The organism is Streptomyces sp. NPDC051041 (assembly GCF_044456065.1).
Classification (GTDB): Bacteria; Actinomycetota; Actinomycetes; order Streptomycetales; family Streptomycetaceae; genus Streptomyces; species Streptomyces glaucus.
Map to the genome: position 1 here is coordinate 580021 of NZ_JBITFM010000001.1, position 22184 is coordinate 602204.

Here is a 22184-nt window from a genome sequence, read left to right on the forward strand (position 1 = left end):
TTCAGTGAGCTTGCAGGTAGGTCTAGACCAAGGCTCAGGTTATTGCCGCCGGTTGAACATGTCCATACCAATCGGGGAACGAGTTCTCCGGCCGTCCCCGGGAGGGTTCACGGCCCGGCCTCCCCGCGCCCCGCGCAGAACGCCACCGTCAGGTCCTTGACCAGCACCTTGCGCTCGTAGTCGTCCAGCTCCACCAGCCCGCGCATGGTGAGCCGCGTCACCGTGTCCTCCACCGAGTCGACCACCGACGTCAGCACGCTCGCCCGGTGCTGGGCGTCCAGCGCCGCGATCCGGCGGCGGTGCATCGCCGCGGCGACCTCGGGGGCGTACTCCACCCGCACCGGCTGCACCGAGAACACCTCCAGGCCCACCGGCGCCGTGTCCGCCACCACCTGCCGGGTCAGCGCGTCACAGGTCGCGTCCGCCGCGCTCCTCGTGCCGCCGGGCATCTCCACCGGCACCCGGGCGAGCGCCGCCTCCACGCACTCGCGCAGATACGTCTCGTGGTCCTCGACGCCCAGCGTGGCCCGCGCGGCGTCCCGCACCCGCCACACCACCAGCACCACCACGCGCAGCGCCACCCCGTTGCCGTCCGCCGCCGGCACCGGCTCGCTGCGCCAGTGCCGCAGCCGCACGTCGACCCGGCGGCGCAGCAGCAGCGGGTTCACCCACAGCAGGCCGGTCCGCCGGACGGTTCCCCGGTAACGGCCGAACAGGCCGAGCACCCAGGCCCGCCCGGTCCGCCCCCGGGCCAGCCCGCCGAACCCGAACAGGCCGAGGGCTCCCGCCCCCGCGTACGCCGCCCACTGCGCCGGACCGAGCCCGGCCCCCGCGTACGCCGGCAGCCGCAGCGCCTCCGCGGCGACCGGCGGCAGCAGCCCCGCCCACCAGGAGGCGGCCACGCAGCCGGCCACCCCGCACGCCCCGGCCAGCACCCCCACCGCTCCGGGCAGCACCCGGGCCGGCCGCTCCACCAGGGCCGGATCGACCCGCGGCACCGGCCGCGGCCGCACCGGCGCCCGGCCCCTGACCCGGGGCCGCTCCCCCGCGGGCCGGTCCGGGCGCGGGGGAGGCTGCTCCTCCGTCCCCGGCCGGCGGTCCACCACCGCGGGCTCCAGCGGCACCGGCGCCGAGCCGGAGTCGTCACGGAACAGCAGGTGGACGGGGATCTCGGTGGTCGCCTCGTTCCGGATCAGCCGGGTGGGCCGCGCCGCGCCCCCGCCCGGTTCCCCGGACTCGGGCGGGGGTGACGTGGTCGTACTCATACGTGCCTCCAGCCTCCGCGCCAGATGCGTCACAACAGGTCGTCTCGGAAGAACGGGCCGGCCCGGAGCCCCGTGCGTTCCGGGCCCTAGGAGAAGAGCCGCCGCCAGGTCTCCGGCCCCGGGTAGCCGTCCGCCGCGCCACCGCGCCAGCCCTGGGCGCGCTGGAAGTCCTCGACGTTGCGCCGGTCCGCCTCGCTCCAGCGGGGCCCCGGCCCGGTCGTGTAGTGCCGGCCGAACCCCTTCCGCACCAGCTGCCGGCCGAGCTGCTCGACGTACCGGTTGTGCGCGCCGGGCCGGAACATCGCCCGGCCCGGGTAGCCGGGCACCCCATGCGGGGAGCTCGGGAGGAAACCGGGGGGCGTGGCGGGCCCCGGCCTCTCCGCCGGGATGTCCCTGCCCCCTCCCGACACCAGCAGCTCCCAGGTGCGCGGTCCGGGCAGTCCGTCCGCGGCCGGGCCCCGCCAGCCCTGCGCCAGCTGGAAGGCCCGGGTCGCCCTGCGGTCCGCGTCCGTCCAGCGCGGGCCGGGCGCGAAGCCGTAGAAGCGGCCGGCGCCGCGCGCGACGAGCATGCGGCCGAGCTGGGTGACGTAGGCGTTGTCGGCCCCGGGGCCGAAGAACGACGCCCCCGGGAAGGGCGTCGCGGCCGGCGCACCGGGGTTGGCGGCGCCCGGCTCGCCGCCCGCCGCGCTCGTCGTGACGCCCCGGTAGCGGTAGGGCACGTAACGGTCGGAGTCGTTCCAGTAGGCGTACGGGATGGTCCTCCGGCGGGTGTGGGGGCGGGTCTGCTCGTAGGCGGTGTAGGAGGTGCGCGTGCCGTCCGTCCAGCCGCCGAAGATCACCACGTGCGACCCGCTCTCGGGATTCGCCGGATTGTGGAACAGCAGAATGTCACCGGGTTGGAGCTCCTCCTTGGAAATCCGCACGCCGTACTGACGGAGGCTGCCCGTCCATTCGTTTCCGGGCAGCTTCCAGGCCATCGAGACATAGCCCGAGCAGTCCTGCCGGTAGCCGTCGGACCAGTAGGCGTCCATGCGGTACGGCACTTTCGCGGCGACCCAGGTCATGGCCCGCGCGATGATCTCCGCGCGGCTGATCCCACGGGGCACGGCCGGCGCCGCCTGCTTCGCCGGCCGCCCGCCCGGACCGTGCAGCGGAGCCATGCGCCCCTGGGGAGTTCCGAGCTCCTCACCTGCGGGAACGTCCGGCGACCCGGGTGCGTGGGCGGCGGCCGGGACGGTGGCCGCCACGCCCGCGCCGAGCGCGGCGGAGGCGGCGGCCGCCACGGTCACGGCCCGGTGGGCGACCGGGCGGCCCGGGACGCGGCCGGCCGGGGAGCACGGCGAAAGGCGCCGCCGGTGACGGCATCCGGGGCAGTCGCAGTCGCTCGCGGGATCGAATTCCTCGAATACCGGAGTCGCCATGCGATTCCCCTCACACTTCGGATGAAAACAGCCGCGGCGGTGCACGAGCGTCAGTTTCTCAACGGTCTTCGGCACGCGCATGTTGACGGTCCGAACGATGTACGGCGGCCCCCGCGCCGCGGGTCCCGCGCCGGACGTGGTCCGGAGCACCCCCGGACGTCGGGTAGAGTTGAGGACGTCAGCAGGCGCCGCTAGCTCAGTTGGTTAGAGCAGCTGACTCTTAATCAGCGGGTCCGGGGTTCGAGTCCCTGGCGGCGCACCATGACGAGGGCGGGACGGTTCGCGGACAACGCGAGCCGTCCCGCCCTTTCCGTCGTCGCACGGCTTCGCCGCGCCCTGCGGGGACCCCACGCCCCGCCCCCCCGTGCCGGAGCGGCTGGAGTGGTCGGAGGCGGGGACGCTCGCCGATTGGCCGGATACCCTCTGGCCATGGCAGCGCGAGATCTCCAGGAGCGGATCAAGAGGCTCATCATCGACCGCCGGCTGCCCTCCGGGGCCCCGCTGCCGCCCGAGCCCGCGCTGATGGAGTACCTCGGCGCGAGCCGGAACTCGGTGCGCGAGGCGCTGAAGGCGCTCCAGGCCATGGGCATCGTGGAGATCCGGCACGGCTTCGGCACCTACGTCGGTCCCATGTCCCTGGCCCCGATGATCGAGGGCCTCGCCTTCCGCACGGTCGCCGGGCACTACCGGGGCGAGGACTCCCTGCTCCAGCTCCTGGAGCTGCGCGAGGCGGTGGAGACGGGGCTGGTCTCCCGGCTGGCCGGCCGGATCCCCGAGGCCGACCTCGTCGAACTGGACGCGCTCGTGGACCGCATGGAACACGAGGCCGCGCGGGGAGCCGGCCTCGCCGAGACCGACCGGGCCTTCCACGCCACCCTCTACCGAGGGCTGGACAACGCACTGCTGAGCGAGGTCCTGGAGGCGTTCTGGGACGCCTTCCACCGGGTGCGCACCGACCTCGGGGGCGTGCCGCAGGACCCGCGGGTCACCTGCCGGCAGCACCGGGAGATCCTGGACGCGGTACGGTCCGGTGACGCACGACGGGCCGAGGAGGCCATAAGAGAACACTTCGGCAACATCCGGGACCGTCTGTCCACGCCGGCCCCGCACGCCCCCCGAAGCCGCCACGATGAACGCGTATGACCGGTAAACGCCCTGTTTCGCATCTTGCGATCAAGATGGGCGACGTGGACCCTGGTTTCCTGTTTTCCGATTTGCTGCGGATTCGCGGCAGTTGGGGGCGGTGAGCCGGCTGTCGGCGGCGCGGGGAGAGGGGCCCCGTTCGTGCGCCGGACGCCGAGGGGGGCATCATGCAACCGGAAGGTCGCCCCGCCCTGTCTATAAGGTGTGGATGGCGTGGTGACAGCGACCCACCACTGACACGTCTGTGCAGGTCGAGGGGGCCTGGCGCAGACGGTAGGAAGCGACGGAACACGCGGTCGGCCCGCGTGTGGGGGGATGACTCATGACGTCGACGCCGCCGGGCGCCCGGCAGGAACGCGACCCGTCACAGACCACCCGGCTCAGGGTGCTCACGCACCGGGCCGGTGACACGGGGACGTTCCGCCGGATCAGGAGGACACTGCCGAAGTACGACTACGAGCACTACAGCAGGCTGGCGGGCCCCCTCACCCAGCCGGACCCGGACAAGCCGTACCGGGTGCAGTACCGGTCGCTGATCTCGCAGGAGCCGCACCGCATCCGGGTCGCGCTGATGCTGGCCGCGGCCCCGGTGCTGTCGCTGGTGCTGCTGTTCTGGCTGCTCCAGCCCGAGCACTGGACCGAGCGGGACTACCCGGCCTTCGACTGGCTGCCGGCGCTCGACGTCGTGATGCTCGTCTCGATCGGCCTGATCGAGTTCTTCCGCTGCATGAACGTGCTGTCCAACGCGCACGCCACGCTGGTGGCCCGCGACCCGGTCCCGGTGGTGCCCGAGACCGGCACGAGAGTGGCCTTCCTCACCTCCTTCGTGCCCGGCAAGGAACCGCTGGAGATGGTGACGAAGACCTTGGAGGCGGCGGTGCGGATCCGCCACCGGGGCGTGCTGCACGTCTGGCTGCTGGACGAGGGCGACGACCCCGAGGTCAAGGCGGTCTGCGAACGCCTCGGCGTGCGCCACTTCTCCCGCAAGGGCGTCGCGAAGTGGAACCGGCCCACGGGCCCGCACCGCGCCAGGACCAAGCACGGCAACTACAACGCCTGGCTGGAGGCGCACGGCGACGACTACGACTTCTTCGCCTCGGTCGACACCGACCACGTGCCGCTGCCCAACTACCTGGAGCGGATGCTCGGCTTCTTCCGCGACCCGGACGTCGGCTTCGTCATCGGCCCGCAGGTCTACGGCAACTACGACAACTTCGTCACCAAGGCCGCCGAGTCGCAGCAGTTCCTCTTCCACGCCCTGATCCAGCGCGCGGGCAACCGCTACGGCGCGCCGATGTTCGTGGGCACCTCCAACGCCGTGCGCATCAAGGCGCTCAAGCAGATCGGCGGCCTGTACGACTCGATCACCGAGGACATGGCCACCGGCTTCGAGATGCACCGCGCCGAGAACCCGGCGACGGGCCGCAAGTGGAAGTCGGTCTACACCCCGGACGTGCTCGCGGTCGGCGAGGGCCCGAGCGCCTGGACGGACTTCTTCACCCAGCAGATGCGCTGGTCGCGGGGGACGTACGAGACGATCCTCAAGCAGTACTGGAAGGGCTGGTACTCGCTGCCGCCGAGCAGGCTCTTCAACTACACGATGATGATCATCTTCTATCCGATGTCGGCCCTGAACTGGATCCTGGCGGCGCTGAGCTGTGCGCTGTTCCTGGGCCTGGGCGCGTCGGGCGTGGACATCGACCCGGCGGTGTGGCTGATGCTCTACGGCAACGCCTCCGCCCTGCAGATCGGCCTGTACGTCTGGAACCGCCGCCACAACGTGTCGCCGCACGAGCCGGAGGGCTCCGGCGGCGTGGCCGGCATGGTGATGTCCGCGCTGTCGGCGCCGCTGTACGCCAAGGCGCTGATCGACTCCGTGCTGCGCCGCAAGAGCAAGTTCGTCGTCACCCCCAAGGGCGATTCGGCCAGCCCGGACCGCTGGTTCGGGACCTTCCGCTACCACTGGTACTTCATCCTGATCTTCGGCGCCTCGATCGCCGCCGGCTTCGTCTTCGGGCACTCCCACCCGGCGATGGTCGTCTGGGCCCTGTTCGCCATGCTCATCACCGCGTTCCCGGTCCTCGCCTGGCGTTACGAGCTGCGGCAGGCGAAGCGGAAGCCCGGCGCCCACGCAGCGGGCGCGCCGGACGCGGCACGGCGGCCGCAGGACGCCGCGGGGCCGCACCGGACGCAGCCGCCGCTGTCCGTGCCGCAACAGCAGCAGCACGAGCCGCCGCTGCCGGCCGCGCCGCGCGCGCCTCAGCACAGGCCCGGCTGGGCCGCCCCGGACGGGGACGACGACCAGACCATGCAGATCGCCCTTGGTGGACTTGGGGGACGTAAGGAATGAAGGACCGTGCAGGCCGCCGCCGCGCCCGCCGATTCGCGATAGGCACGGCGGTGGTACTCGCGCTGGCCGGGATGAACGGGCCGTGGCTGTACCGCTTCGGGACCGAGAAGTACCACCAGTACCAGATCAACAGACCCGAGTACAAAGCCGAGAACGGCCACTGGGACATCGTCGAGTTCCCCGAGGAGTACCGCCAGAACACCATCCACGCGGCGCTGCTGCACACCGGCAAGGTGCTGCTGATCGCCGGTTCGGGCAACAACCAGGACAACTTCGACGCCAAGCGGTACGACACCCGCGTCTGGGACCCGGTCAAGGGCACCGTCAAGAAGGTCCCCACGCCCAACGACCTGTTCTGCACCGGCCACACCCAGCTGGCCGACGGCAACCTGCTGATCGCGGGCGGCACCAAGCGGTACGAGAAGCTCAAGGGCGACGTGAAGAAGGCCGGCGGCCTGATGATCGTCCACAACGAGAACCCGGACAAGCCGATCACCCTGCCCGCGGGAACGACGTTCACCGGCAAGAAGAACGGCAGGACCTTCGTGTCGAAGGACCCGGTCCTCGTGCCGCGCGCGAAGAAGAACTTCGACCCTCGGACCGGCGCGTTCCTCGGCACCACTGCGGGGATCGGCCGCATCTACGTCGAGGCGCAGAAGGAGGGCGCCGAGTACGAGACCGGTACGCAGGACAACTACCGGATCCACGGTCTGAAGGGCGCCGACGCGCGCAACACGTACGGCATCGCGCAGAAGCTCGCCCTCGACAAGAAGGACTTCCAGGGCATCCGGGACACCTACGAGTTCGACCCGGTCGCCGAGAAGTACATCAAGGTCGACCCGATGAACGAGGCCCGCTGGTACCCGACGCTCACCACGCTGAGCGACGGGCGGATCCTCAGCGTCTCCGGCCTCGACGACATCGGCCAGCTGGTCCCGGGCAAGAACGAGATCTTCGACCCGAAGACCGGGAAGTGGACCTACACCGGGAAGGTCCGCCAGTTCCCGACGTACCCGGCGCTGTTCCTGATGCAGAACGGCAAGATCTTCTACTCGGGTTCGAACGCGGGCTACGGACCGGACGACGTGGGCCGCGACCCCGGCGTCTGGGACGTGGAGACCAACGCGTTCACCAAGATCCCCGGGCTGAGCGACGCCGAGCTGATGGAGACGTCCAACACGGTGCTGCTGCCGCCGGCGCAGGACGAGAAGTACATGGTGATCGGCGGCGGCGGGGTCGGCGAGTCCAAGCTGTCCAGCGCCAAGACCCGGATCGTGGACCTGAAGGCGGACGATCCGCGCTTCGTGGACGGGCCCTCGCTGGAGAAGGGCACCCGGTATCCGCAGGCGTCGATCCTGCCCGACGACTCCGTGCTGGTCTCCGGCGGCTCGGAGGACTACCGGGGCCGCAGCGACTCCAACATCCTGCAGGCCCGGATCTACGACACGGAGAAGAACGCGTTCCGGCGGGTCGCCGACCCGCTGGTGGGCCGCAACTACCACTCCGGGTCGATCCTGCTGCCCGACGGGCGGGTGATGTTCTTCGGTTCGGACTCGCTGTTCAGCGACAAGGCCAACACCAAGCCGGGCAAGTTCGAGCAGCGCATCGAGATCTACACGCCGCCGTACCTGTACGGGAAGGACCGGCCGGAGCTGTCGGGCGGGCCGAAGACCGTCGCCCGCGGCGGGTCGGCGACGTTCACCTCCCGGCAGGCGGCGTCGATCGAGAAGGTCCGGCTGATCCGGCCGAGCGCCTCCACGCACGTCACGGACGTCGACCAGCGGTCGATCGCGCTGGACTTCGAGGCGTCCGGCGACAAGCTGACGGTGACCGTGCCGAAGAACCGGAACCTGGTCCAGTCGGGCTGGTACATGCTGTTCGCGACCGACGCCGACGGCGTGCCGAGCGAGGCGCAGTGGGTCAAGGTGCCCTGACCGCACAAGACGCCCGGACCCGCACACGCACGGGGGCGCTCTCCGCACCGGAGGGCGCCCCCTCTCTTCGTGTCACCGGTCCGGCCGGAGGCCTCGGACCGGCCGGCCGGCCGGTCCCGGGCCGGCCGGCTTCCGGTCAGTCGGAGGCCTTGGCCAGCTTCAGGGCGTAGACGGACCACCACTGGCCCGCCTTCGGGCCGCCCTTGCACTCGCCGTCGGACTCGCCCGGGCGCTTGACCCACAGGTACGCGTCGACCAGCGGGTCCGCCGTCTTCGTCGTCGGGGTCTCCCCCAGCGCGCGGCCGGGCGGGTTGCACCAGCGCTCGCCGGGGTCGCCGCCGGTGTAGGGGCCGTTGCCGTTGCGGCTGGTGTCGACGACGAAGTGCTTGCCGCCCACCTTGGCCGACAGCCGCTTGCCGTAGGCGATGGAGTCCTCGGTGGAGTAGAAGTTGGAGACGTTGACCGCGAAGCCGTCGGCCTGGTCGACGCCCGCCCACTTCAGCGGCTCGAAGATCTGGTCGGGGTCGCCCCAGCCGGCGTTGCCCGCGTCCAGGTAGACCTTGGTGTTCTTCAGGGAGGTGAGCCTGGCGACGGCGCCCTTGAGGAGGTCGTAGCGCTCCTCGTGGAACTCGTCCGGGGTGCAGCCGTCCACCAGGTGCAGCACCGCGTCGGGTTCCAGGACCACCAGGGCGGGCCGGTCGCCGATGCCCTTGGCCACGCCGTCGATCCAGCCGCGGTAGGCGTCCCCGTCGGCGGCGCCGCCCTGCGAGTACTGGCCGCAGTCGCGGTGCGGGATGTTGTAGAGGACGAGCAGCGCGGTGCGGCCGGCCCGGTCGGCGGCCTCGGTGAGGCCGCGGGCCTCCCGCTCGGGGTTCTCCGGGCCGATCCACTCGGCGACCGGCTGCTCGGCGATCTTGCGGATCTGCGCGGCCTCGTCCTTCTTCCCGGCCTTCTCCAGGGCGGCCACCTGCCGGGCCGCGGTGCCGTCGGGATTCACCCAGAACGGTGTGGTCCCCTCGGGCCGCTGGGCGATCCCGGCCCGCTCGCCGCCGTCCCCCTCGGAGGAACACCCCGCGAGCAGCAGTGCCGCCCCCAGCACCGCCGCCGAGGCCCGCGCGCCGCGTCCCCTCCCGGCCCCCCACATGCCGTACATCCGACTCCCCCCTGCGTGCACTGTGCCGGATCCCCATCCTGGCACACGCCCCGCGGGGCCCGAGGGGGGTCGCTCGGGCCCCGTCCCTGAGCTGTCACGGCCCGGCCCGGCCGGCCCGGCCGGGGGCTCGCCGGGCCGGGCCGGGCGGGCCGGGCCGGGCGGGTCACGGGCCGGGCATGTCACGGGCCGGTGCGGCCCGTGAGGTAGGCGGAGACCACCACGTTCGCGGTGTAGGCGCCGGTCGCCCGGTCGAAGCGGCCCCCGCAGGTGATCAGCCGCAGCTCCGCCCGCCCGGACCGGCGCGGCCCGTAGGCCCGGTGGGCGTCGAAGCGGTCGCGGGCGAGGACCTGGACGTCCTCGACGGTGAACTCGGCGACCCCCGCGTCGTCGCGGACCACGCGGATCTTCTCGCCGGGCCGCAGGGCGCCGATGCCGTGGAAGACGGCGGGCCGGGTGTCGGTGTCGACGTGTCCCACCAGCAGCGCGGCGCCGGCCGCGCCCGGGGCCGGGCCGGCCGCGTACCAGCCGACGGTCCCGGGCCGGTCGAAGGGCGGCGGATCGGGCGCGCCCCGCTCGTCCAGGCCCCGGGCCAGCACCGGGGCGCGCACCCGCAGGCCGGGGATGTCCAGGCGCTGGGGCAGCGCCTGGTCCAACGGCCGGTGCGCGGGCGGCAGTTCCACGTCCGGCGGGCGTCCGGCCGCCGCCATGTCGCCGGTGGTGGGCGCGGACGCGTCGTACCGTACCTCGGTGATCTCGCGGCCCCACAGCCACAGGCCGAGCAGCAGCGCCGCCCAGGTGACGCCGGTCAGCGCACGGCCGGTACAGGTGGGGTGCCGGTGGTCGGACACGGTCAGCCCGTTCCGCGGCTGCGGCGGGCGCCGCCGAGGGCGACGGCCACCGCGGCGGCGCCCGCCAGGACCAGGCCGGTCGTGGTGTGCCCGGCGCCCGGGCCGGCCGTGCGGGCCCGGCCGGCGTCGGCGGCGGACGGGTGCGCGGCACCGCCGCCGCCCGCCTCGACGGGGGCGACGGGCGAGGCCGGCGCGGAGGGCCGGGCCGGGGCCGGCGCGGTGGAGCGGCCGGCGACCGTGAGCGGGGCCGTCCGGTCGGTGGCGCCGCAGGTGATCTCGACGTCGTACGTCCCGGCGGGGAGCGTGGAGCGGACCCGGCCGGCGCCGACGAGGGTGCCGTCCCCGCCGGACAGCCGGACGTCCGCGACGAACGCCGGTGAGGCGGCGACGGCCGTCCGCTCCGCGCAGTCCGTCACGCGGAGCGTGACGTCGGTGCCGGGGGCGGGGGTCGAGGGGGTCACCGAGACGCCGCCGTCGCCCGCGGCGTGCGCCGCCGGGGTGAGCGCCGCGGCGAGCGCGGCTCCCGTGCAGAGAGTGACTTTCAGCAGGCCCATTGTGAACCTCCAGACACCTGGAGACTCCCCCGCCGGCCCCCGTGCCGCATCCGCTGCGGGCGCGGAGTTGCTCCGAACGGGTTGCGCCGGGTTTGGGCCGGGCCCGGAAGGCGTCCCCGCGCCCCGGCCGGGGCGCGGCTCAGATCCGGTCGACGAGGTCCGCGATGGAGTCCACGATCTGCGAGGGGCGGTACGGGAAGTCCTCCACCTGCTCGGGCCGGGTCAGCCCGGTGAGCACCAGGAACGTCTGCATCCCGGCCTCGATGCCGGCCAGGACGTCGGTGTCCATCCGGTCGCCGATCATCGCGCTGGTCTCGGAGTGGGCGCCGATCGCGTTCAGCCCGGTCCGCATCATCAGCGGGTTCGGCTTGCCCGCGAAGTACGGCTTCTTCCCGGTCGCCTTGGTGATCAGCGCGGCCACCGCGCCGGTCGCCGGGAGCGGCCCCTCGGTGGAGGGGCCGGTCTCGTCGGGGTTGGTGCAGATGAAGCGGGCCCCGTCGTTGATCAGCCGGACCGCCTTCGTCATGGCCTCGAAGGAGTACGTGCGGGTCTCGCCGAGGACGACGTAGTCCGGCTCGTGGTCGGTGAGGATGTAGCCGATGTCGTGCAGCGCGGTGGTCAGGCCCGCCTCGCCGATCACGTACGCCGAGCCGCCGGGCCGCTGGTCGTCCAGGAACTTGGCGGTGGCCAGCGCCGACGTCCAGATGTTCTCGATGGGCACGTCCAGGCCCATGCGGCGCAGGCGGGCGTGCAGGTCGCGCGGGGTGTAGATCGAGTTGTTGGTGAGGACCAGGAAGGGCCTGCCGGAGTCGCGGAGCTTCTTGACGAAGGCGTCGGCGCCGGGGATCGGCACGCCCTCGTGGATGAGCACACCGTCCATGTCGGTGAGCCACGACTCGATGGGCTTGCGGTCTGCCATGGGCCTCGTTCTCCTGCCGTACGCGGTCCTGCGTGCGCCCCAGCCTAGCCAGTGGCCGGATCTTGGGGGAACGGCTTGTTGAACGATGAGCTACCGGCGGCTTCCGGGCCGGCGGCGCCCGCGGGCCGGCGCGTCAGCGGCGCCCGCGGGCCAGCAGCAGGGCGCCGCCCACGGCGAGCAGCGCGACCGTGGTGGCGAGGACCGCGTGCGCCGGGCCGAGTCCGGTGCGGGCGAGTTCGTCGGCGAAGGGCAGCGACGGGGTCAGGACGGGGACGGACGCGGAGGGTGCGGGGTCCGTCGGGGTGGCGGGGGCGGCGGAGCCGTGCCGCCGGCCGGGCTGCGGGTCGGGCCGGGGGGTGATGCGGAAGCGGTAGTCGTTCGACTGGCCGACCCAGTCGCCGTCGGCGTCGTGGCGCTGGACGACCGCGGCGTTGGCGGTGACCTCGTTGGGCACGGCGTCCGGGGCGACCGCCAGCCGCACCTTGACGGTGAGGGTGCGGTGGGGGGCGATGGTGAAGCCGGGGAAGCCGGGCTCCTCACGGGCTCCGGTGCCGGCCTGCGCGTCCCCCGTGCCGGCCGCCGTGCGGGCCTCGTCCGCGAACGCCCCGACGAGTTCGTCCCGGTCGGTCGGCTCGAAGCGGACGGGGCGCGGGCGGGCGCCGTCGTAGAACTCCAGGCGGGCCTGGGACGGCCGCAGGGCGCGCCGCTCGTCGACGAGGACGATGACCGGGTGGATGTTCGCGCAGGTGCGGGCGGTGGTGTTGGTCAGCTCCAGGTACCAGACGCCGGGGCCGCCGCCGGCCTCGTAGGCGCCGGGGCCGCCGTGGATGCGGGTGGTGACGGGGAAGGCGCGGTCGTCGGGGGTGGCACAGGTGGGCAGGGGGGATCGGGAGTCGGCGTGCGCGGGCGGGGCGAGGAGGGCGGCTGCCGCCACCAGGCCGAGGGACGCGGGTGTGCACAGTCGCATGGCACATGCCCTTGCCGCCGGCGGGCGGACACCCTCGCGATCTCCCGGAAGTCCACCCGCACAGCCCCCGGAGTCCACCTGCTCGGCGGCGGGGCGACGGGCGGGAGGGTTCCGGCGTGCGGCGTCCCGCTCCCGGGGTCCCGGCCGGGCCGGACCCAGGCCGAGGCGGCGGCTCGCCCGCGGCCCGCCGGGGTGGCGCGGGGTCCGCCGGCAAGGTCGAGCGCGGGAACGGCCCACGAGCCGTGAGCCGGTTGCGGAAGGTACGGCCTGCGCCCTCGGAGCACGCCGGCGCACGCGCCGAGCCCGTGCGAGGGGAAGCCGTCCGGCCGAGGGGCGGGACCGGACGGTCTCGGCTCGTCGCGGACTATCCGCAATGCCCCCAGTCGGAGTCGGTACCGACCACCCCCACCTGGCCGCCGAAGCGCACGCACGCTCCAGCGGCGTAGAGGCTCACCGGACCGGCGTAGTACGAGTAGTAGCCCGAGTCCGTCTTCCTTGTTCCCCCGAGCACCTCGAGCCACGCCTCCATCTTCAGCTTGACACCGGGCGTCCGGGATGTGGTGATGACGCAGTTGTAGCCATTGCTGTAATAGAGATCGATCCAGCCGGTATCGATGCTCATCCTCTCGATCCGGGTGCCGGGACACGAGGCGGAGGCCGCCTGGGATGTTCCCGCCCCCGCGAAGAGAGCCGAACCGGTGAGCGCCGCCACAGCCGCACCCGTCCCAAGTTTCCGGAGGCTCTTGGAAATCTTCAATTTTCCCCCTTTTCCAAGCACCCGAGAAGGTGCGTGATCGCTTCGCGTGCCGCGAAGATGATCACTCACACTAGGGCCGCGCCGAGCGCGCATCCACTCGATGCGCGATTGCTCCGAGTGAGCTTGATCACGGTCGGGCCGCTGCGTCCCGACTGCCGGAATTCGCCTCTCCGCGCTCCGCGCCGGAAGCGGCCCGGGACCGGTGCGCCGCCCCGCCGGGGAGGACGAGCCGTCCGCGCCGCCCGGCCCGCGGCCGCCCCGGGAGCGGCCGCCCTACCCGTCCCCCCGCCCGAACACCGGCGCCAGCACCAGGTGGGCCGCGCCTTCGGCGATCCCGCGCCCGCCGCCGGAGGCGATCCGCACCGGCACGGGCGCGTCCCCCGTGCGCCGGGCCCGCGCGTCCAGTACGGCCTGCACGCCGCGCACGAACACCTCCGGGGCCGCCTCGACCGTGCGGCCGCCGAGCAGGACGCGGTCGATGTCCAGCAGGCCCACGAGGTTCGCGGCGCCGACGCCCAGCACCCGCGCCGCCTCCTCCGTCTCCCCCCGCTCCACGGCCCCCAGGCACAGGGCCTCCACGCAGCCGCGGTCGCCGCACCCGCAGGGCGGCCCGTCCAACTGCACCACCTGGTGCCCGAACTCCCCCGCCGCGGTCCGCGGTCCCCGGTGCACGCTGCCCCCGATCACCAGCCCGGCCCCGAGCCCGGTGCCGAGGTGCAGGTAGGCGAAGGATCCGCCCTCTCCCCCGACCGCCAGCCCGAGCGCCGCCGCGTTGGTGTCCTTGTCGACGACCACCGGCACCGCCCCCAGCCGCTCCGCCAGCGCGTCGCGCAGCGGGAAGCCGTCCCACCCGGGGAACCCGGTCACCCGGTGCAGCACGCCCCGCTCGTGATCGAGCGGTCCGGGCAGCGCGACCCCGACGCCGAGCGGGGCGCGCGCCCGCGCGGCGGTCCCCTCCCCGGTCCACAGCGCCTCGACCGCTCCGGCCACCTGCGCCAGGACCGCCTCCGCCCCGGCGCCCAGGTCCAGCGGGGCGCGCCGCCGGGCCACCACCGTCCCGTCGAGGTCGGTCAGGACGGCCCGCAGCCCGTCCCGGTCCAGGTGCACGCCCACCGCGTGGCCCGCCTCCGGCACCAGCCGCAGGACCGTGCGCGGCTTGCCGCCGGTGGACGCGCGGCGGCCCGCCTCCGCCGCGAGGCCGTCCTGCCGCAGCCGGGCCGTGATCTTGCTGACCGCCTGCGGAGTGAGCCCGGTGCGTTCGGCGAGCTCCAGCCGGCTGATGCCCGCCGCGCCGGCCGTGCGCAGCAGGTCGAGCACCAGCGCGGTGTTGTGGCTGCGCAGGGCGAGCAGGTTCGCGCCGCCCGCCGCGCCCCGCATGCCGCCGCTCCCCGCTCCCGTACCGTCGCCGTTGGTCCTGTTCACGCCACCATTGTCCCCGGCGCTTGCACTTTGGCAACAGCGTTGCGAAAGTGGGACGCATGACTGGTACACCCCTCCGCGTCGGCCTGGTCGGCTACGGCCTCGCGGGCTCCGTCTTCCACGCCCCGCTGATCGCCGCCACCGACGGCCTCGCCCTCGACACGGTGGTCACCTCCCACCCCGAACGGCAGCGGCAGGCCCGCGCCGAGCACCCGGACGTCCGGGTCGCCGCCACCTCGGACGAGCTGTTCGACCGCGCCGCCGAGCTGGACCTGATCGTCATCGCGTCCCCGAACCGGACGCACGTCCCGCTCGCCACCACGGCGCTGCGGGCCGGCCTGCCGGTCGTGGTCGACAAGCCGATCGCGGGCACGGCGGCCGAGGCGCGCGGGCTGGCGGACCTCGCCGAGGAGCGCGGCCTGCTCCTCTCCGTCTTCCAGAACCGCCGCTGGGACAACGACTTCCTCACCCTGCGGGGGCTGCTCGACGCGGGCGCGCTCGGCGACGTGTGGCGGTTCGAGTCGCGCTTCGAGCGGTGGCGGCCGCAGCCCAAGGGCGGCTGGCGGGAGTCCGGCGACCCGGCGGAGATCGGGGGGCTGCTGTACGACCTCGGCAGCCACGTCGTCGACCAGGCCCTGGTGCTGTTCGGCCCGGCGACCGCCGTGTACGCCGAGACGGACGTGCGCCGCCCGGGCGCGGAGGCCGACGACGACACCTTCATCGCCCTCACGCACGCGAGCGGCGTCCGCTCCCACCTGTACGTCTCCGCGACCGCCGCCCAGCTCGGCCCCCGCTTCCGCGTGCTCGGCTCGCGGGCGGGCTACGTCAAGTACGGCCTGGACCCGCAGGAGGCGGCGCTGCGCGAGGGCCGGCGGCCCGGCCCCGGCTGGGGGGTGGAGCCCGAGTCGCTGTGGGGCCGGGTGGGTTCCGGCGAGTCCCCCCTGACCGGCGGCGGCCGGCCCGAACCGACCGTCCCCGGCGACTACCCGGCCTACTACGCGGCGGTGGCGAAGGCCCTGCGGGAGGGCGGCCCGAACCCGGTGAGCGCCCGCGAGGCGGCCGCCGCCCTGGACGTGCTGGAGGCGGCCCGCCGCTCGGCCCTGGAGAAGGCGACGGTGACGCTGTGACCTCCGACCGGACCCACCGGACCGACGAGCCGGAACCCACCCCGGGCCTGGAGGAGCTCCAGGCGCAGGAGCGCCGCCTGGTCTTCCCCCGGTTCACCCACGACGACGCGTGGGCGCTGGGCTCGCTGCTGGTGGAGATGGCCCGGGAGCGGCAGGCCCCGGTCGCCGTCGACATCCACCGCGCCGGCCAGCAGCTCTTCCACGCGGCCCTGCCCGGCTCCACTCCCGACAACGACGCCTGGATCGCCCGCAAGCGCCGGGTGGTCGAGCGCTACGGCTCCGCCTCCTACCTGGTGGGCGCCCGTTTCCGGGCCAAGGGCACGACGTTCGAGGAGTCCTCCCGCCTCGACCCGGACGTGTACGCGGCGCACGGCGGCTCCTTCCCGATCACCGTCGAGGGCGTGGGCGTGATCGGCGCGGTGACGGTGTCCGGGCTGCCGCAGCTGCAGGACCACCGCTTCGTGGTGGAGGCGCTGGAGCGGTTCCTGGGCGTGTAGCCCGTCCGGGTGGCCCCGCGGGACCGGGGATTACCCGTGGGCTCCTCCCGGTTGGCATGTGCTGTACGTGATCACGCACGGCACCCACCCGGAGGGAACGGAACCGATGACCACCCCCCTGAAGGAGACCGTCGGCCGGTACGGCGTCTGGAGCGTGGGCCTGCGCTCCGAGGACCCGGACCGGCGCGGCGAACTGGCCGAGGCCGCCGCCGAACTGGAGGAACTGGGGTACGGCGCCGTCTGGCTGGGCGGCAACAGCGCCGCCCGGCACGCGGCGCCGCTCCTCGGGGCGACCTCGCGGCTGACCGTCGGGACCAGCATCCAGAGCATCTGGGAGCACGAGGCCGCCGACAGCGCGGCGGCCTTCGCCGGGCTGGAGGCGGCCCACCCCGGCCGCTTCGTGCTCGGGCTGGGCGTGAGCCACGGCCCGCTGGTGAAGGACTACCGCCGCCCCTACTCGGCCCTGGTCGCCTACCTCGACGGCCTGGACGCCGCCGGGGTGCCCGCGGACCGCCGGGTCCTGGCCGCCCTCGGCCCGAAGACGCTGGAGCTGACCCGGGACCGGGCGGCGGGCGCGATCCCGTACCTGGTCACCCCCGAGCACACCGCGCACGCCCGCAAGATCCTGGGCGAGGCCCCGCTGCTCGCGCCCGAGCTGGCGGTCGTCCTGGAGACGGACCCGGCCCGCGCCCGCGCGCTCGCCCGCGAGTTCCTCGCCGGCTACCTCCGCCTGCCCAACTACACCAACAACTTCCTGCGGCACGGCTTCACCGAGGCCGACCTGGCGGACGGCGGCAGCGACCGCCTGGTCGACGCGTTGTTCGCGTGGGGCGAGGAGGACCGGATCCGCGAGCGGATCGAGGCCTTCCACCGGGCGGGCGCCGACCACGTCGCCCTCCAGGTGGTGGACGACTCCCCGCGCGACGTGCTGCCGAGGGCGGCGTGGCGCCGGCTCGCCGAGCTGCTCGCCTAGGCCCTGCCGCCGCCTTCCCGTCCTCCGGGCGGACGACGGGGAGGCGACGACCGGGCGGTGCACGGCCCCGGCAGGGACACGGGGAACCGTGGCGCGGCGGCCGTCCGCGGCGCCACGGTTCCCCGCCCCTCAGGCGTCCTTGAACTCCTGCCGCTGCCGCCCGAGCCCGTCGATCTCCAGTTCCACCACGTCCCCGGCCCGCAGGAACGGCTTCGGGTCGGGCTGCCCCAGCGCGACCCCGGCGGGGGTTCCCGTGTTGACGACGTCCCCGGGGTACAGGGTCATGAACCGGCTGAGGTAGCGCACCACCTCGGCCACCGGGAAGATCTGCTCGGCGGTCGTCCCGTCCTGCTTCAGCTCCCCGTTCACCCACAGCCGCAGCCCGAGGTCCTGCGGGTCCGGCACCTCGTCGGCCGTCACCAGCCACGGCCCGAGCGGGTTGAACGTCTCGCAGTTCTTGCCCTTGTCCCAGGTCCCGCCCCGCTCGATCTGGAACTCCCGCTCGGACACGTCGTGCGCCACCGCGTACCCGGCGACGCACTCCAGCGCCTCCTCCCGCGACTCCAGGTAGCGGGCCGTGCGCCCGATCACCACCGCGAGCTCGACCTCCCAGTCGGTCTTGGCGGAGCCGCGGGGCACGAGCACGGTGTCGTCCGGGCCGACGACGGTGTCGGGCGCCTTGAGGAAGACCACCGGTTCGGCCGGCGGCTCGGCCCCGGTCTCCCGCGCGTGGTCGTAGTAGTTCAGCCCGATGCACACGATCTTGCCGATGCGGGCCAGCGGCGGCCCGATCCGCGTCCCGGCGGCGTCCAGCGCCGGCAGCTCGCCGGCGTCGGCGGCGGCCCGGATCCGGCCGAGCGCCGCGTCGTCGGCGAGCAGCGCCCCGTCGATGTCCGCCACCAGGCCCGACAGGTCCCGCAGGGTTCCCCCGGCGTCGAGCAGCGCGGGCCGCTCCGCCCCCGCCGTACCGACTCGCAGCAGCTTCATGGTTCCCATCTCCCTCGGTCGCGGGCGCCCACCGGCGCGCACGGCCCGGGTGGGGCGGGTCGTGCGCGCCGGACCGGTCGATCCTCCGAAGTCGCGGTCCAGCCCGCAAGACCCTGTTCACGTACTGGACCCGTCGGCTACCGGTGGAGGACGGCCCGCCCGACGGCGCTCCACGCTCGGGTGCGCATCGCCGGCTCCCGCTCCCGCGCGTCTCGCGCGGCCGCTCGCACCTCTCGCGCGGCCGCTCGCGCGTCCGTTCCGCCCGTCCTCGTCATACCGCACCGGCGTCGGACGCCGGCCCGGTCTCGATGGGCTGGAGCAGCCGCTTCGGCCGGAGCAGCGCGCGGCTGACCGGATCCGCCGGGTCCGGATCGAGTCCCGGTCCCGGCGCCATCTCGACGTCCGGGACGGGCACGGCGGTTCCGCAGGCGGGGCATTCGCCGTACGGGCCGAGCTCGGTGCCGCAGTCGGCGTGCCGGAAGACGCGCAGCGGGGACTGGCCGTAGTGCTCCCGGCCCCACAGGCCGAGCGCCCACAGCGTCGGCCACAGCGCGATGCCGCGCTCGGTCACGACGTACTCGTCCCGCGGCGGCGACTCCTGGTAGCGGCGCCTGGCCAGGATCCCCTCGGCGGTGAGCGTCTGGAGGCGGGCGGCGAGGACCGCGCGGGGGATGCTGAGGTGCACGAGGAAGTCGTTGTACCGCCGGACGCCGTAGAGCGCGTCGCGGACCACGAGCAGCGTCCACCGCTCGCCGACGACCTCCAGCGCCCGGGCGATCGAGCACTGCTGCGCGGCGTAGTCCTTGCCGAGAGCCATGCGGCCCACTGTAACCAGCCAAGGGTTCATTCATCGAACCTTGGGTGCTACGGTTGCGGGCCACGAGTCGATTCAGTGACCGAACCTTGAGCGGTTCCGGACCGCTCCCCTCCCCGGTCCCGAGGACGGAACAGGACAGGCCATGACAGAGACCGATCCCGCCGCCCCCACCGCCACCGGCCCCACCGCGACCAGCCCTACGGCCGCCGGTCCCGCCGCACGGCTCACGGCCGGGCCGCGCCGGGACCCGTCCCCGCGCCCCGCTGCCACCCTGGCCCTGACCAGCGCCGCCACCGCCGTGGCACTGATGACGTACACGGCGCCGATGGTGACGCTCCCCGCCACCGCGGCCGACCTGCACACCCCGCTCTCCGCGCAGGCCTGGCTGCTGAACGGCACCCCGCTGGGCCTGGCCGCGCTGCTGCTGGTCGCGGGCAGCCTGGCCGACGACTACGGCCGCCGCCGGGTCTTCGTCTCCGGCACCCTGGCCCTCGGCCTGACCACGGCGCTCGGCGCGTTCGCGACGAGCACGTGGCTGTTCACCCTGGCCCGCGTCGCCCAGGGCGCGGCGAGCGCGGCCCTGCTGGCCAGCAGCCTGGGCCTGATCGCGCACGCCTTCCCCACGCCGGGCGGCCGGCTGCGCGCGACCGGGGTGTGGGGCGCGTTCGTCAGCGGCGGCATCGCGCTCGGCCCGCTGCTCGCCGGGGCGATACCGTCCTGGCGGCCGGCGTACGGCGTCCTGGCCGCGGCGGCGCTGATCGTGGCCGGCCTGGGTTCGCGGGCACTGCCCGAGTCCCGCTCCCCGCGCGGCGGCCGCCCCGATCTGGCCGGCGCGGTGACGTTCGGCCTGGCCCTGGCCGCCCTGGTGGCGGCGCTGACGCTGGGCCGGGACGGCTGGCTGCGGGCGCCGGTGGGGCTGCTGCTGGCGGCGGCCGCGGCGCTGGCGGGCGGGTTCGTCCTGGTGGAGCGCCGCGCCCCGAACCCGATGATCGAACTCGGGCTGCTGCGCCGCCCGCCGTTCCTGGCGTCGTCGGCGGGCGGGCTGTTCACCGGGCTGGCGGTGATCGGCCTGTTCAGCTTCCTGCCGGCGCTGTTGCAGCAGGCGCTGGGCCTGTCCGCGATGGACACGGCGTGGCTGTTCCTGCTCTGGTCCGGCCTGTCCTTCACGGTCGCGCTCCAGGCCCGCCGCCTCGCGCACCGCGTCCCGTCCCGCCACCAGCTGGCCCTGGGGTTCGCGCTGCACGCGGCCGGCGTCCTGGCCATGCTCGGCGCGGTCGGCGCGGCGTCCTGGCCCCGCCTCCTGCCCGGCCTGCTCCTGGCCGGCGCGGGCAGCGGCCTGCTGAACGCCGCGCTCCCCCTCCTGGCGGTGGACTCGGTGCCGGCGGCGCGGGCGGCGATGGGGTCGGGCGCACAGCAGACGTTCCGCTACATCGGCTCGTGCGCCGGGGTGGCCCTGACGATCGCCCTGGCGACGTCGGCGGGGGACCCGGGCCGGGGCGCGGACGTGGCGCTGGCGGTCTCGGCGGGGCTCGCGCTGGGGGCGGCGGCGGTGGTGCTGGGGCTGCGGGAGCGGCCGCCGGGCCGGGGCTGAACCGGCCGGCGGCCGGCACGACCCGCTCCGCACGGGCGCGGAGACGACGTTCCGCGGATCGTCGGGGCCGGGCGGCAGCGGACCGGGAACCGCCGGCCCCGGGACCAGGGGGTCCAGGGACCGCAGGACCGGGAACGGCCGGGGCCGGGGGACCACCGGCCCGGGGACCACCGGCCGGAGTCGGCCCGCACTCGCCCCACCGATGTCACCGGGCGGCAGTACGGTGTCGTCCATGCGCCCCGACACGCCTGCCGAAACCGTCGACCACACCGCCGAGGCGGCACGCCTGGAGCGGATCGCCGGCCTGTACCCGGAGGACGCCGAGGCCCTGCTGCTGCGGGCCGCGGCCCACCGGGAACTGTCCGGCGACCGCCCCGCCGCCACCGCGCTCTACGACCGCCTGCTCGCCTCCGCCGAGCACCTGGAGAACCCGTCCCTGGTCCGCGCCCTGAAAGCCGCGAACCTCTGGGAGTACGGCCACGAGGCCGAGGCCCTGGCGATCATCGAGGGCATCCGCACGGCGGCCCCCCGGGACGCCGCCCCCTGGGTGATCGTGGCCGAGGCCCTGGAGGCCCACGACGAACTGGAGGCGGCCCACGAGACGTTCACGGAGGCGGTACGGCTCCTGCTGACGGACGTGACGCAGCCCCCGTACCCGACGCACCCGCTGCTGTACGGCCGCCACCGGGTCCGCAGGATGCTGGGCCTGGCCCACGACGAGTGGGACGCCCTGGCGGACTCGGTGCACTCCCTCCCGGTCTCCCTGGACGAACTCCACGATCCGGGGCGCGTCTGGTCCCTGGGCTCGGAGAACCCCGCGGAACTGGAGGCGGAGATCTCCCGGCTGCGGGCCGAACTGGGGGCGTACCGGGAGGCCCTGTCCCGCCCCTTCCCGGTGGCCGTGCTGCACTGGCCGGCGGAGGAACTGACGGAGCTGGTCGCCGCCTACCCGGAGCTGGCCGCGGAGTACCCCTCGCACGAGGAGCACCTGGCGGCGATAGAGGGCGCGCTGCGGGAGCTGGCGGCCTCCGGCACACCCAACCTCGGCGTCGTGACCGGGACGGTGCCGTCGTACGAGGCCTTCGCGGCCTCGGAGGGCGCGTCGCCGCAGGACACGACGCTGCTGCCGCAGTACGCGACGACGCTGGCGGCCCGGGGACGGGCCGTGGTCTGGCCGCCGGAGAAGGGAGCGGGGTGCTGGTGCGGGTCGGGGCGGGTGTACGGGGAGTGCCACGGGCTGGGAAATTAAGGGTAGTTTCCCTGCCCTTGCCCTGATTCGCGTCATACTCCCGCGGTCAGATCCGGAAGACAGCCGTGGGCGAACCCGCCCAGTCTCTTCGCTGGTACTCCAGATCGACTCGGTTCCGTGATCCTCACAGCATTCCGCACAGCGCCAGATCTCTTCTGGGAAGAGGTTGTGAGGCGCAGTTTGAGCTCACACTGGAAGCAGCTTCATTCAAAG

General features: G+C 74.2%; 19 protein-coding genes and 1 tRNA gene. 9 read left to right on the plus strand and 11 right to left on the minus strand.

Going from position 1 to position 22184, the window contains the following annotated elements:
* Positions 1-107 precede the first annotated feature (107 nt).
* Positions 108-1265, minus strand: coding sequence for an SPFH domain-containing protein (locus ACIBAI_RS02495; RefSeq protein ID WP_399030568.1), 1158 nt, complete (start codon positions 1263-1265; stop codon positions 108-110).
* 86 nt (positions 1266-1351) lie between these two features.
* A complete protein-coding gene (locus ACIBAI_RS02500) occupies positions 1352-2686 on the minus strand; it encodes a peptidoglycan-binding protein (protein WP_399030570.1) in 1335 nt (444 codons plus the stop codon).
* A 185-nt stretch (positions 2687-2871) separates the two neighbouring features.
* Here ACIBAI_RS02500 and ACIBAI_RS02505 point away from each other — a divergent pair.
* The 4 genes from ACIBAI_RS02505 to ACIBAI_RS02520 all read left to right on the plus strand — a co-directional run bounded on the left by ACIBAI_RS02505 (position 2872) and on the right by ACIBAI_RS02520 (position 8113).
* Positions 2872-2948 (plus strand) — tRNA-Lys (locus ACIBAI_RS02505).
* Between the two features lie 167 nt (positions 2949-3115).
* The gene (locus ACIBAI_RS02510) at positions 3116-3829 is read left to right on the plus strand and encodes a FadR/GntR family transcriptional regulator (RefSeq protein ID WP_399030571.1); all 714 of its coding nucleotides are present in this window, start codon (positions 3116-3118) and stop codon (positions 3827-3829) included.
* Between the two features lie 322 nt (positions 3830-4151).
* Positions 4152-6179 (plus strand): glycosyltransferase family 2 protein, encoded by a 2028-nt coding sequence (locus ACIBAI_RS02515; protein WP_399030572.1) that lies wholly within the window; start codon positions 4152-4154, stop codon positions 6177-6179.
* On the plus strand, positions 6176-8113 hold the full coding sequence (locus tag ACIBAI_RS02520) for a galactose oxidase-like domain-containing protein (RefSeq protein WP_399030573.1): 1938 nt from the start codon (positions 6176-6178) through the stop codon (positions 8111-8113). The genes ACIBAI_RS02515 and ACIBAI_RS02520 overlap by 4 nt, the downstream gene beginning before the upstream one ends.
* Positions 8114-8249: 136 nt before the next feature.
* On the opposite strand, the gene ACIBAI_RS02525 is transcribed toward ACIBAI_RS02520, so the two are convergent.
* The 7 genes from ACIBAI_RS02525 to ACIBAI_RS02555 all read right to left on the minus strand — a co-directional run bounded on the left by ACIBAI_RS02525 (position 8250) and on the right by ACIBAI_RS02555 (position 14688).
* Entirely contained in the window at positions 8250-9266 is a 1017-nt protein-coding gene (locus ACIBAI_RS02525; RefSeq protein WP_399030575.1) for a glycoside hydrolase family 6 protein, read from the minus strand.
* Positions 9267-9445: 179 nt separating this feature from the next.
* Entirely contained in the window at positions 9446-10114 is a 669-nt protein-coding gene (locus ACIBAI_RS02530; protein ID WP_399030577.1) for a class F sortase, read from the minus strand.
* Between the two features lie 2 nt (positions 10115-10116).
* A complete protein-coding gene (locus ACIBAI_RS02535) occupies positions 10117-10668 on the minus strand; it encodes a hypothetical protein (protein WP_399030578.1) in 552 nt (183 codons plus the stop codon).
* A 139-nt stretch (positions 10669-10807) separates the two neighbouring features.
* Positions 10808-11587 carry an HAD-IIA family hydrolase gene (locus ACIBAI_RS02540; protein WP_344599320.1) on the minus strand — a complete coding sequence of 260 codons (780 nt, stop codon included), beginning with the start codon at positions 11585-11587 and terminating at the stop codon, positions 10808-10810.
* 133 nt (positions 11588-11720) lie between these two features.
* A complete protein-coding gene (locus tag ACIBAI_RS02545) occupies positions 11721-12554 on the minus strand; it encodes a hypothetical protein (RefSeq protein ID WP_399030579.1) in 834 nt (277 codons plus the stop codon).
* A 364-nt stretch (positions 12555-12918) separates the two neighbouring features.
* Positions 12919-13311, minus strand: a complete 393-nt coding sequence (locus ACIBAI_RS02550) for a hypothetical protein (RefSeq protein WP_399030580.1) — start codon at positions 13309-13311, stop codon at positions 12919-12921.
* Between the two features lie 273 nt (positions 13312-13584).
* The gene (locus tag ACIBAI_RS02555; protein ID WP_399030725.1) at positions 13585-14688 is read right to left on the minus strand and encodes an ROK family protein; all 1104 of its coding nucleotides are present in this window, start codon (positions 14686-14688) and stop codon (positions 13585-13587) included.
* Positions 14689-14789: 101 nt separating this feature from the next.
* On the opposite strand from ACIBAI_RS02555, the gene ACIBAI_RS02560 reads away from it, so the two are divergent.
* From ACIBAI_RS02560 to ACIBAI_RS02570, 3 genes are all read left to right on the plus strand, one after another.
* Positions 14790-15857, plus strand: coding sequence for a Gfo/Idh/MocA family oxidoreductase (locus ACIBAI_RS02560; protein ID WP_399030581.1), 1068 nt, complete (start codon positions 14790-14792; stop codon positions 15855-15857).
* Positions 15854-16354, plus strand: coding sequence for a heme-degrading domain-containing protein (locus tag ACIBAI_RS02565; protein WP_399030582.1), 501 nt, complete (start codon positions 15854-15856; stop codon positions 16352-16354). The genes ACIBAI_RS02560 and ACIBAI_RS02565 overlap by 4 nt, the downstream gene beginning before the upstream one ends.
* A 106-nt stretch (positions 16355-16460) precedes the next feature.
* Positions 16461-17327 carry an LLM class F420-dependent oxidoreductase gene (locus ACIBAI_RS02570; protein WP_399030583.1) on the plus strand — a complete coding sequence of 289 codons (867 nt, stop codon included), beginning with the start codon at positions 16461-16463 and terminating at the stop codon, positions 17325-17327.
* Positions 17328-17456: 129 nt separating this feature from the next.
* On the opposite strand, the gene ACIBAI_RS02575 is transcribed toward ACIBAI_RS02570, so the two are convergent.
* Together ACIBAI_RS02575 and ACIBAI_RS02580 are read right to left on the minus strand one after the other, a co-directional pair.
* Positions 17457-18314 carry a fumarylacetoacetate hydrolase family protein gene (locus tag ACIBAI_RS02575; RefSeq protein ID WP_399030584.1) on the minus strand — a complete coding sequence of 286 codons (858 nt, stop codon included), beginning with the start codon at positions 18312-18314 and terminating at the stop codon, positions 17457-17459.
* A 271-nt stretch (positions 18315-18585) separates the two neighbouring features.
* A complete protein-coding gene (locus tag ACIBAI_RS02580; protein ID WP_399030585.1) occupies positions 18586-19131 on the minus strand; it encodes a winged helix-turn-helix transcriptional regulator in 546 nt (181 codons plus the stop codon).
* Positions 19132-19273: 142 nt separating this feature from the next.
* Here ACIBAI_RS02580 and ACIBAI_RS02585 point away from each other — a divergent pair, with 142 nt between their 5' ends.
* Both ACIBAI_RS02585 and ACIBAI_RS02590 read left to right on the plus strand, forming a co-directional pair.
* Positions 19274-20722, plus strand: coding sequence for an MFS transporter (locus ACIBAI_RS02585; protein ID WP_399030586.1), 1449 nt, complete (start codon positions 19274-19276; stop codon positions 20720-20722).
* A 232-nt stretch (positions 20723-20954) separates the two neighbouring features.
* Complete coding sequence (locus ACIBAI_RS02590) at positions 20955-21971, plus strand: SEC-C domain-containing protein (RefSeq protein ID WP_399030587.1); 1017 nt, start codon at positions 20955-20957, stop codon at positions 21969-21971.
* Positions 21972-22184: the final 213 nt, after the last annotated feature.

Excerpts from the sequence above, each read along its gene's own strand:
- ACIBAI_RS02525 (WP_399030575.1), bottom strand. The coding sequence starts at position 9,266 with ATGTACGGCATGTGGGGGGCCGGGAGGGGACGCGGCGCGCGGGCCTCG.
- ACIBAI_RS02510 (WP_399030571.1), top strand. The coding sequence starts at position 3,116 with ATGGCAGCGCGAGATCTCCAGGAGCGGATCAAGAGGCTCATCATCGAC.
- ACIBAI_RS02590 (WP_399030587.1), top strand. The coding sequence starts at position 20,955 with ATGCGCCCCGACACGCCTGCCGAAACCGTCGACCACACCGCCGAGGCG.
- ACIBAI_RS02560 (WP_399030581.1), top strand. The coding sequence starts at position 14,790 with ATGACTGGTACACCCCTCCGCGTCGGCCTGGTCGGCTACGGCCTCGCG.
- ACIBAI_RS02575 (WP_399030584.1), bottom strand. The coding sequence starts at position 18,314 with ATGAAGCTGCTGCGAGTCGGTACGGCGGGGGCGGAGCGGCCCGCGCTG.
- ACIBAI_RS02545 (WP_399030579.1), bottom strand. The coding sequence starts at position 12,554 with ATGCGACTGTGCACACCCGCGTCCCTCGGCCTGGTGGCGGCAGCCGCC.
- ACIBAI_RS02585 (WP_399030586.1), top strand. The coding sequence starts at position 19,274 with ATGACAGAGACCGATCCCGCCGCCCCCACCGCCACCGGCCCCACCGCG.
- ACIBAI_RS02540 (WP_344599320.1), bottom strand. The coding sequence starts at position 11,587 with ATGGCAGACCGCAAGCCCATCGAGTCGTGGCTCACCGACATGGACGGT.
- ACIBAI_RS02555 (WP_399030725.1), bottom strand. The coding sequence starts at position 14,688 with ATGCGGGGCGCGGCGGGCGGCGCGAACCTGCTCGCCCTGCGCAGCCAC.
- ACIBAI_RS02515 (WP_399030572.1), top strand. The coding sequence starts at position 4,152 with ATGACGTCGACGCCGCCGGGCGCCCGGCAGGAACGCGACCCGTCACAG.
- ACIBAI_RS02535 (WP_399030578.1), bottom strand. The coding sequence starts at position 10,668 with ATGGGCCTGCTGAAAGTCACTCTCTGCACGGGAGCCGCGCTCGCCGCG.
- ACIBAI_RS02570 (WP_399030583.1), top strand. The coding sequence starts at position 16,461 with ATGACCACCCCCCTGAAGGAGACCGTCGGCCGGTACGGCGTCTGGAGC.
- ACIBAI_RS02500 (WP_399030570.1), bottom strand. The coding sequence starts at position 2,686 with ATGGCGACTCCGGTATTCGAGGAATTCGATCCCGCGAGCGACTGCGAC.
- ACIBAI_RS02520 (WP_399030573.1), top strand. The coding sequence starts at position 6,176 with ATGAAGGACCGTGCAGGCCGCCGCCGCGCCCGCCGATTCGCGATAGGC.
- ACIBAI_RS02495 (WP_399030568.1), bottom strand. The coding sequence starts at position 1,265 with ATGAGTACGACCACGTCACCCCCGCCCGAGTCCGGGGAACCGGGCGGG.
- ACIBAI_RS02580 (WP_399030585.1), bottom strand. The coding sequence starts at position 19,131 with ATGGCTCTCGGCAAGGACTACGCCGCGCAGCAGTGCTCGATCGCCCGG.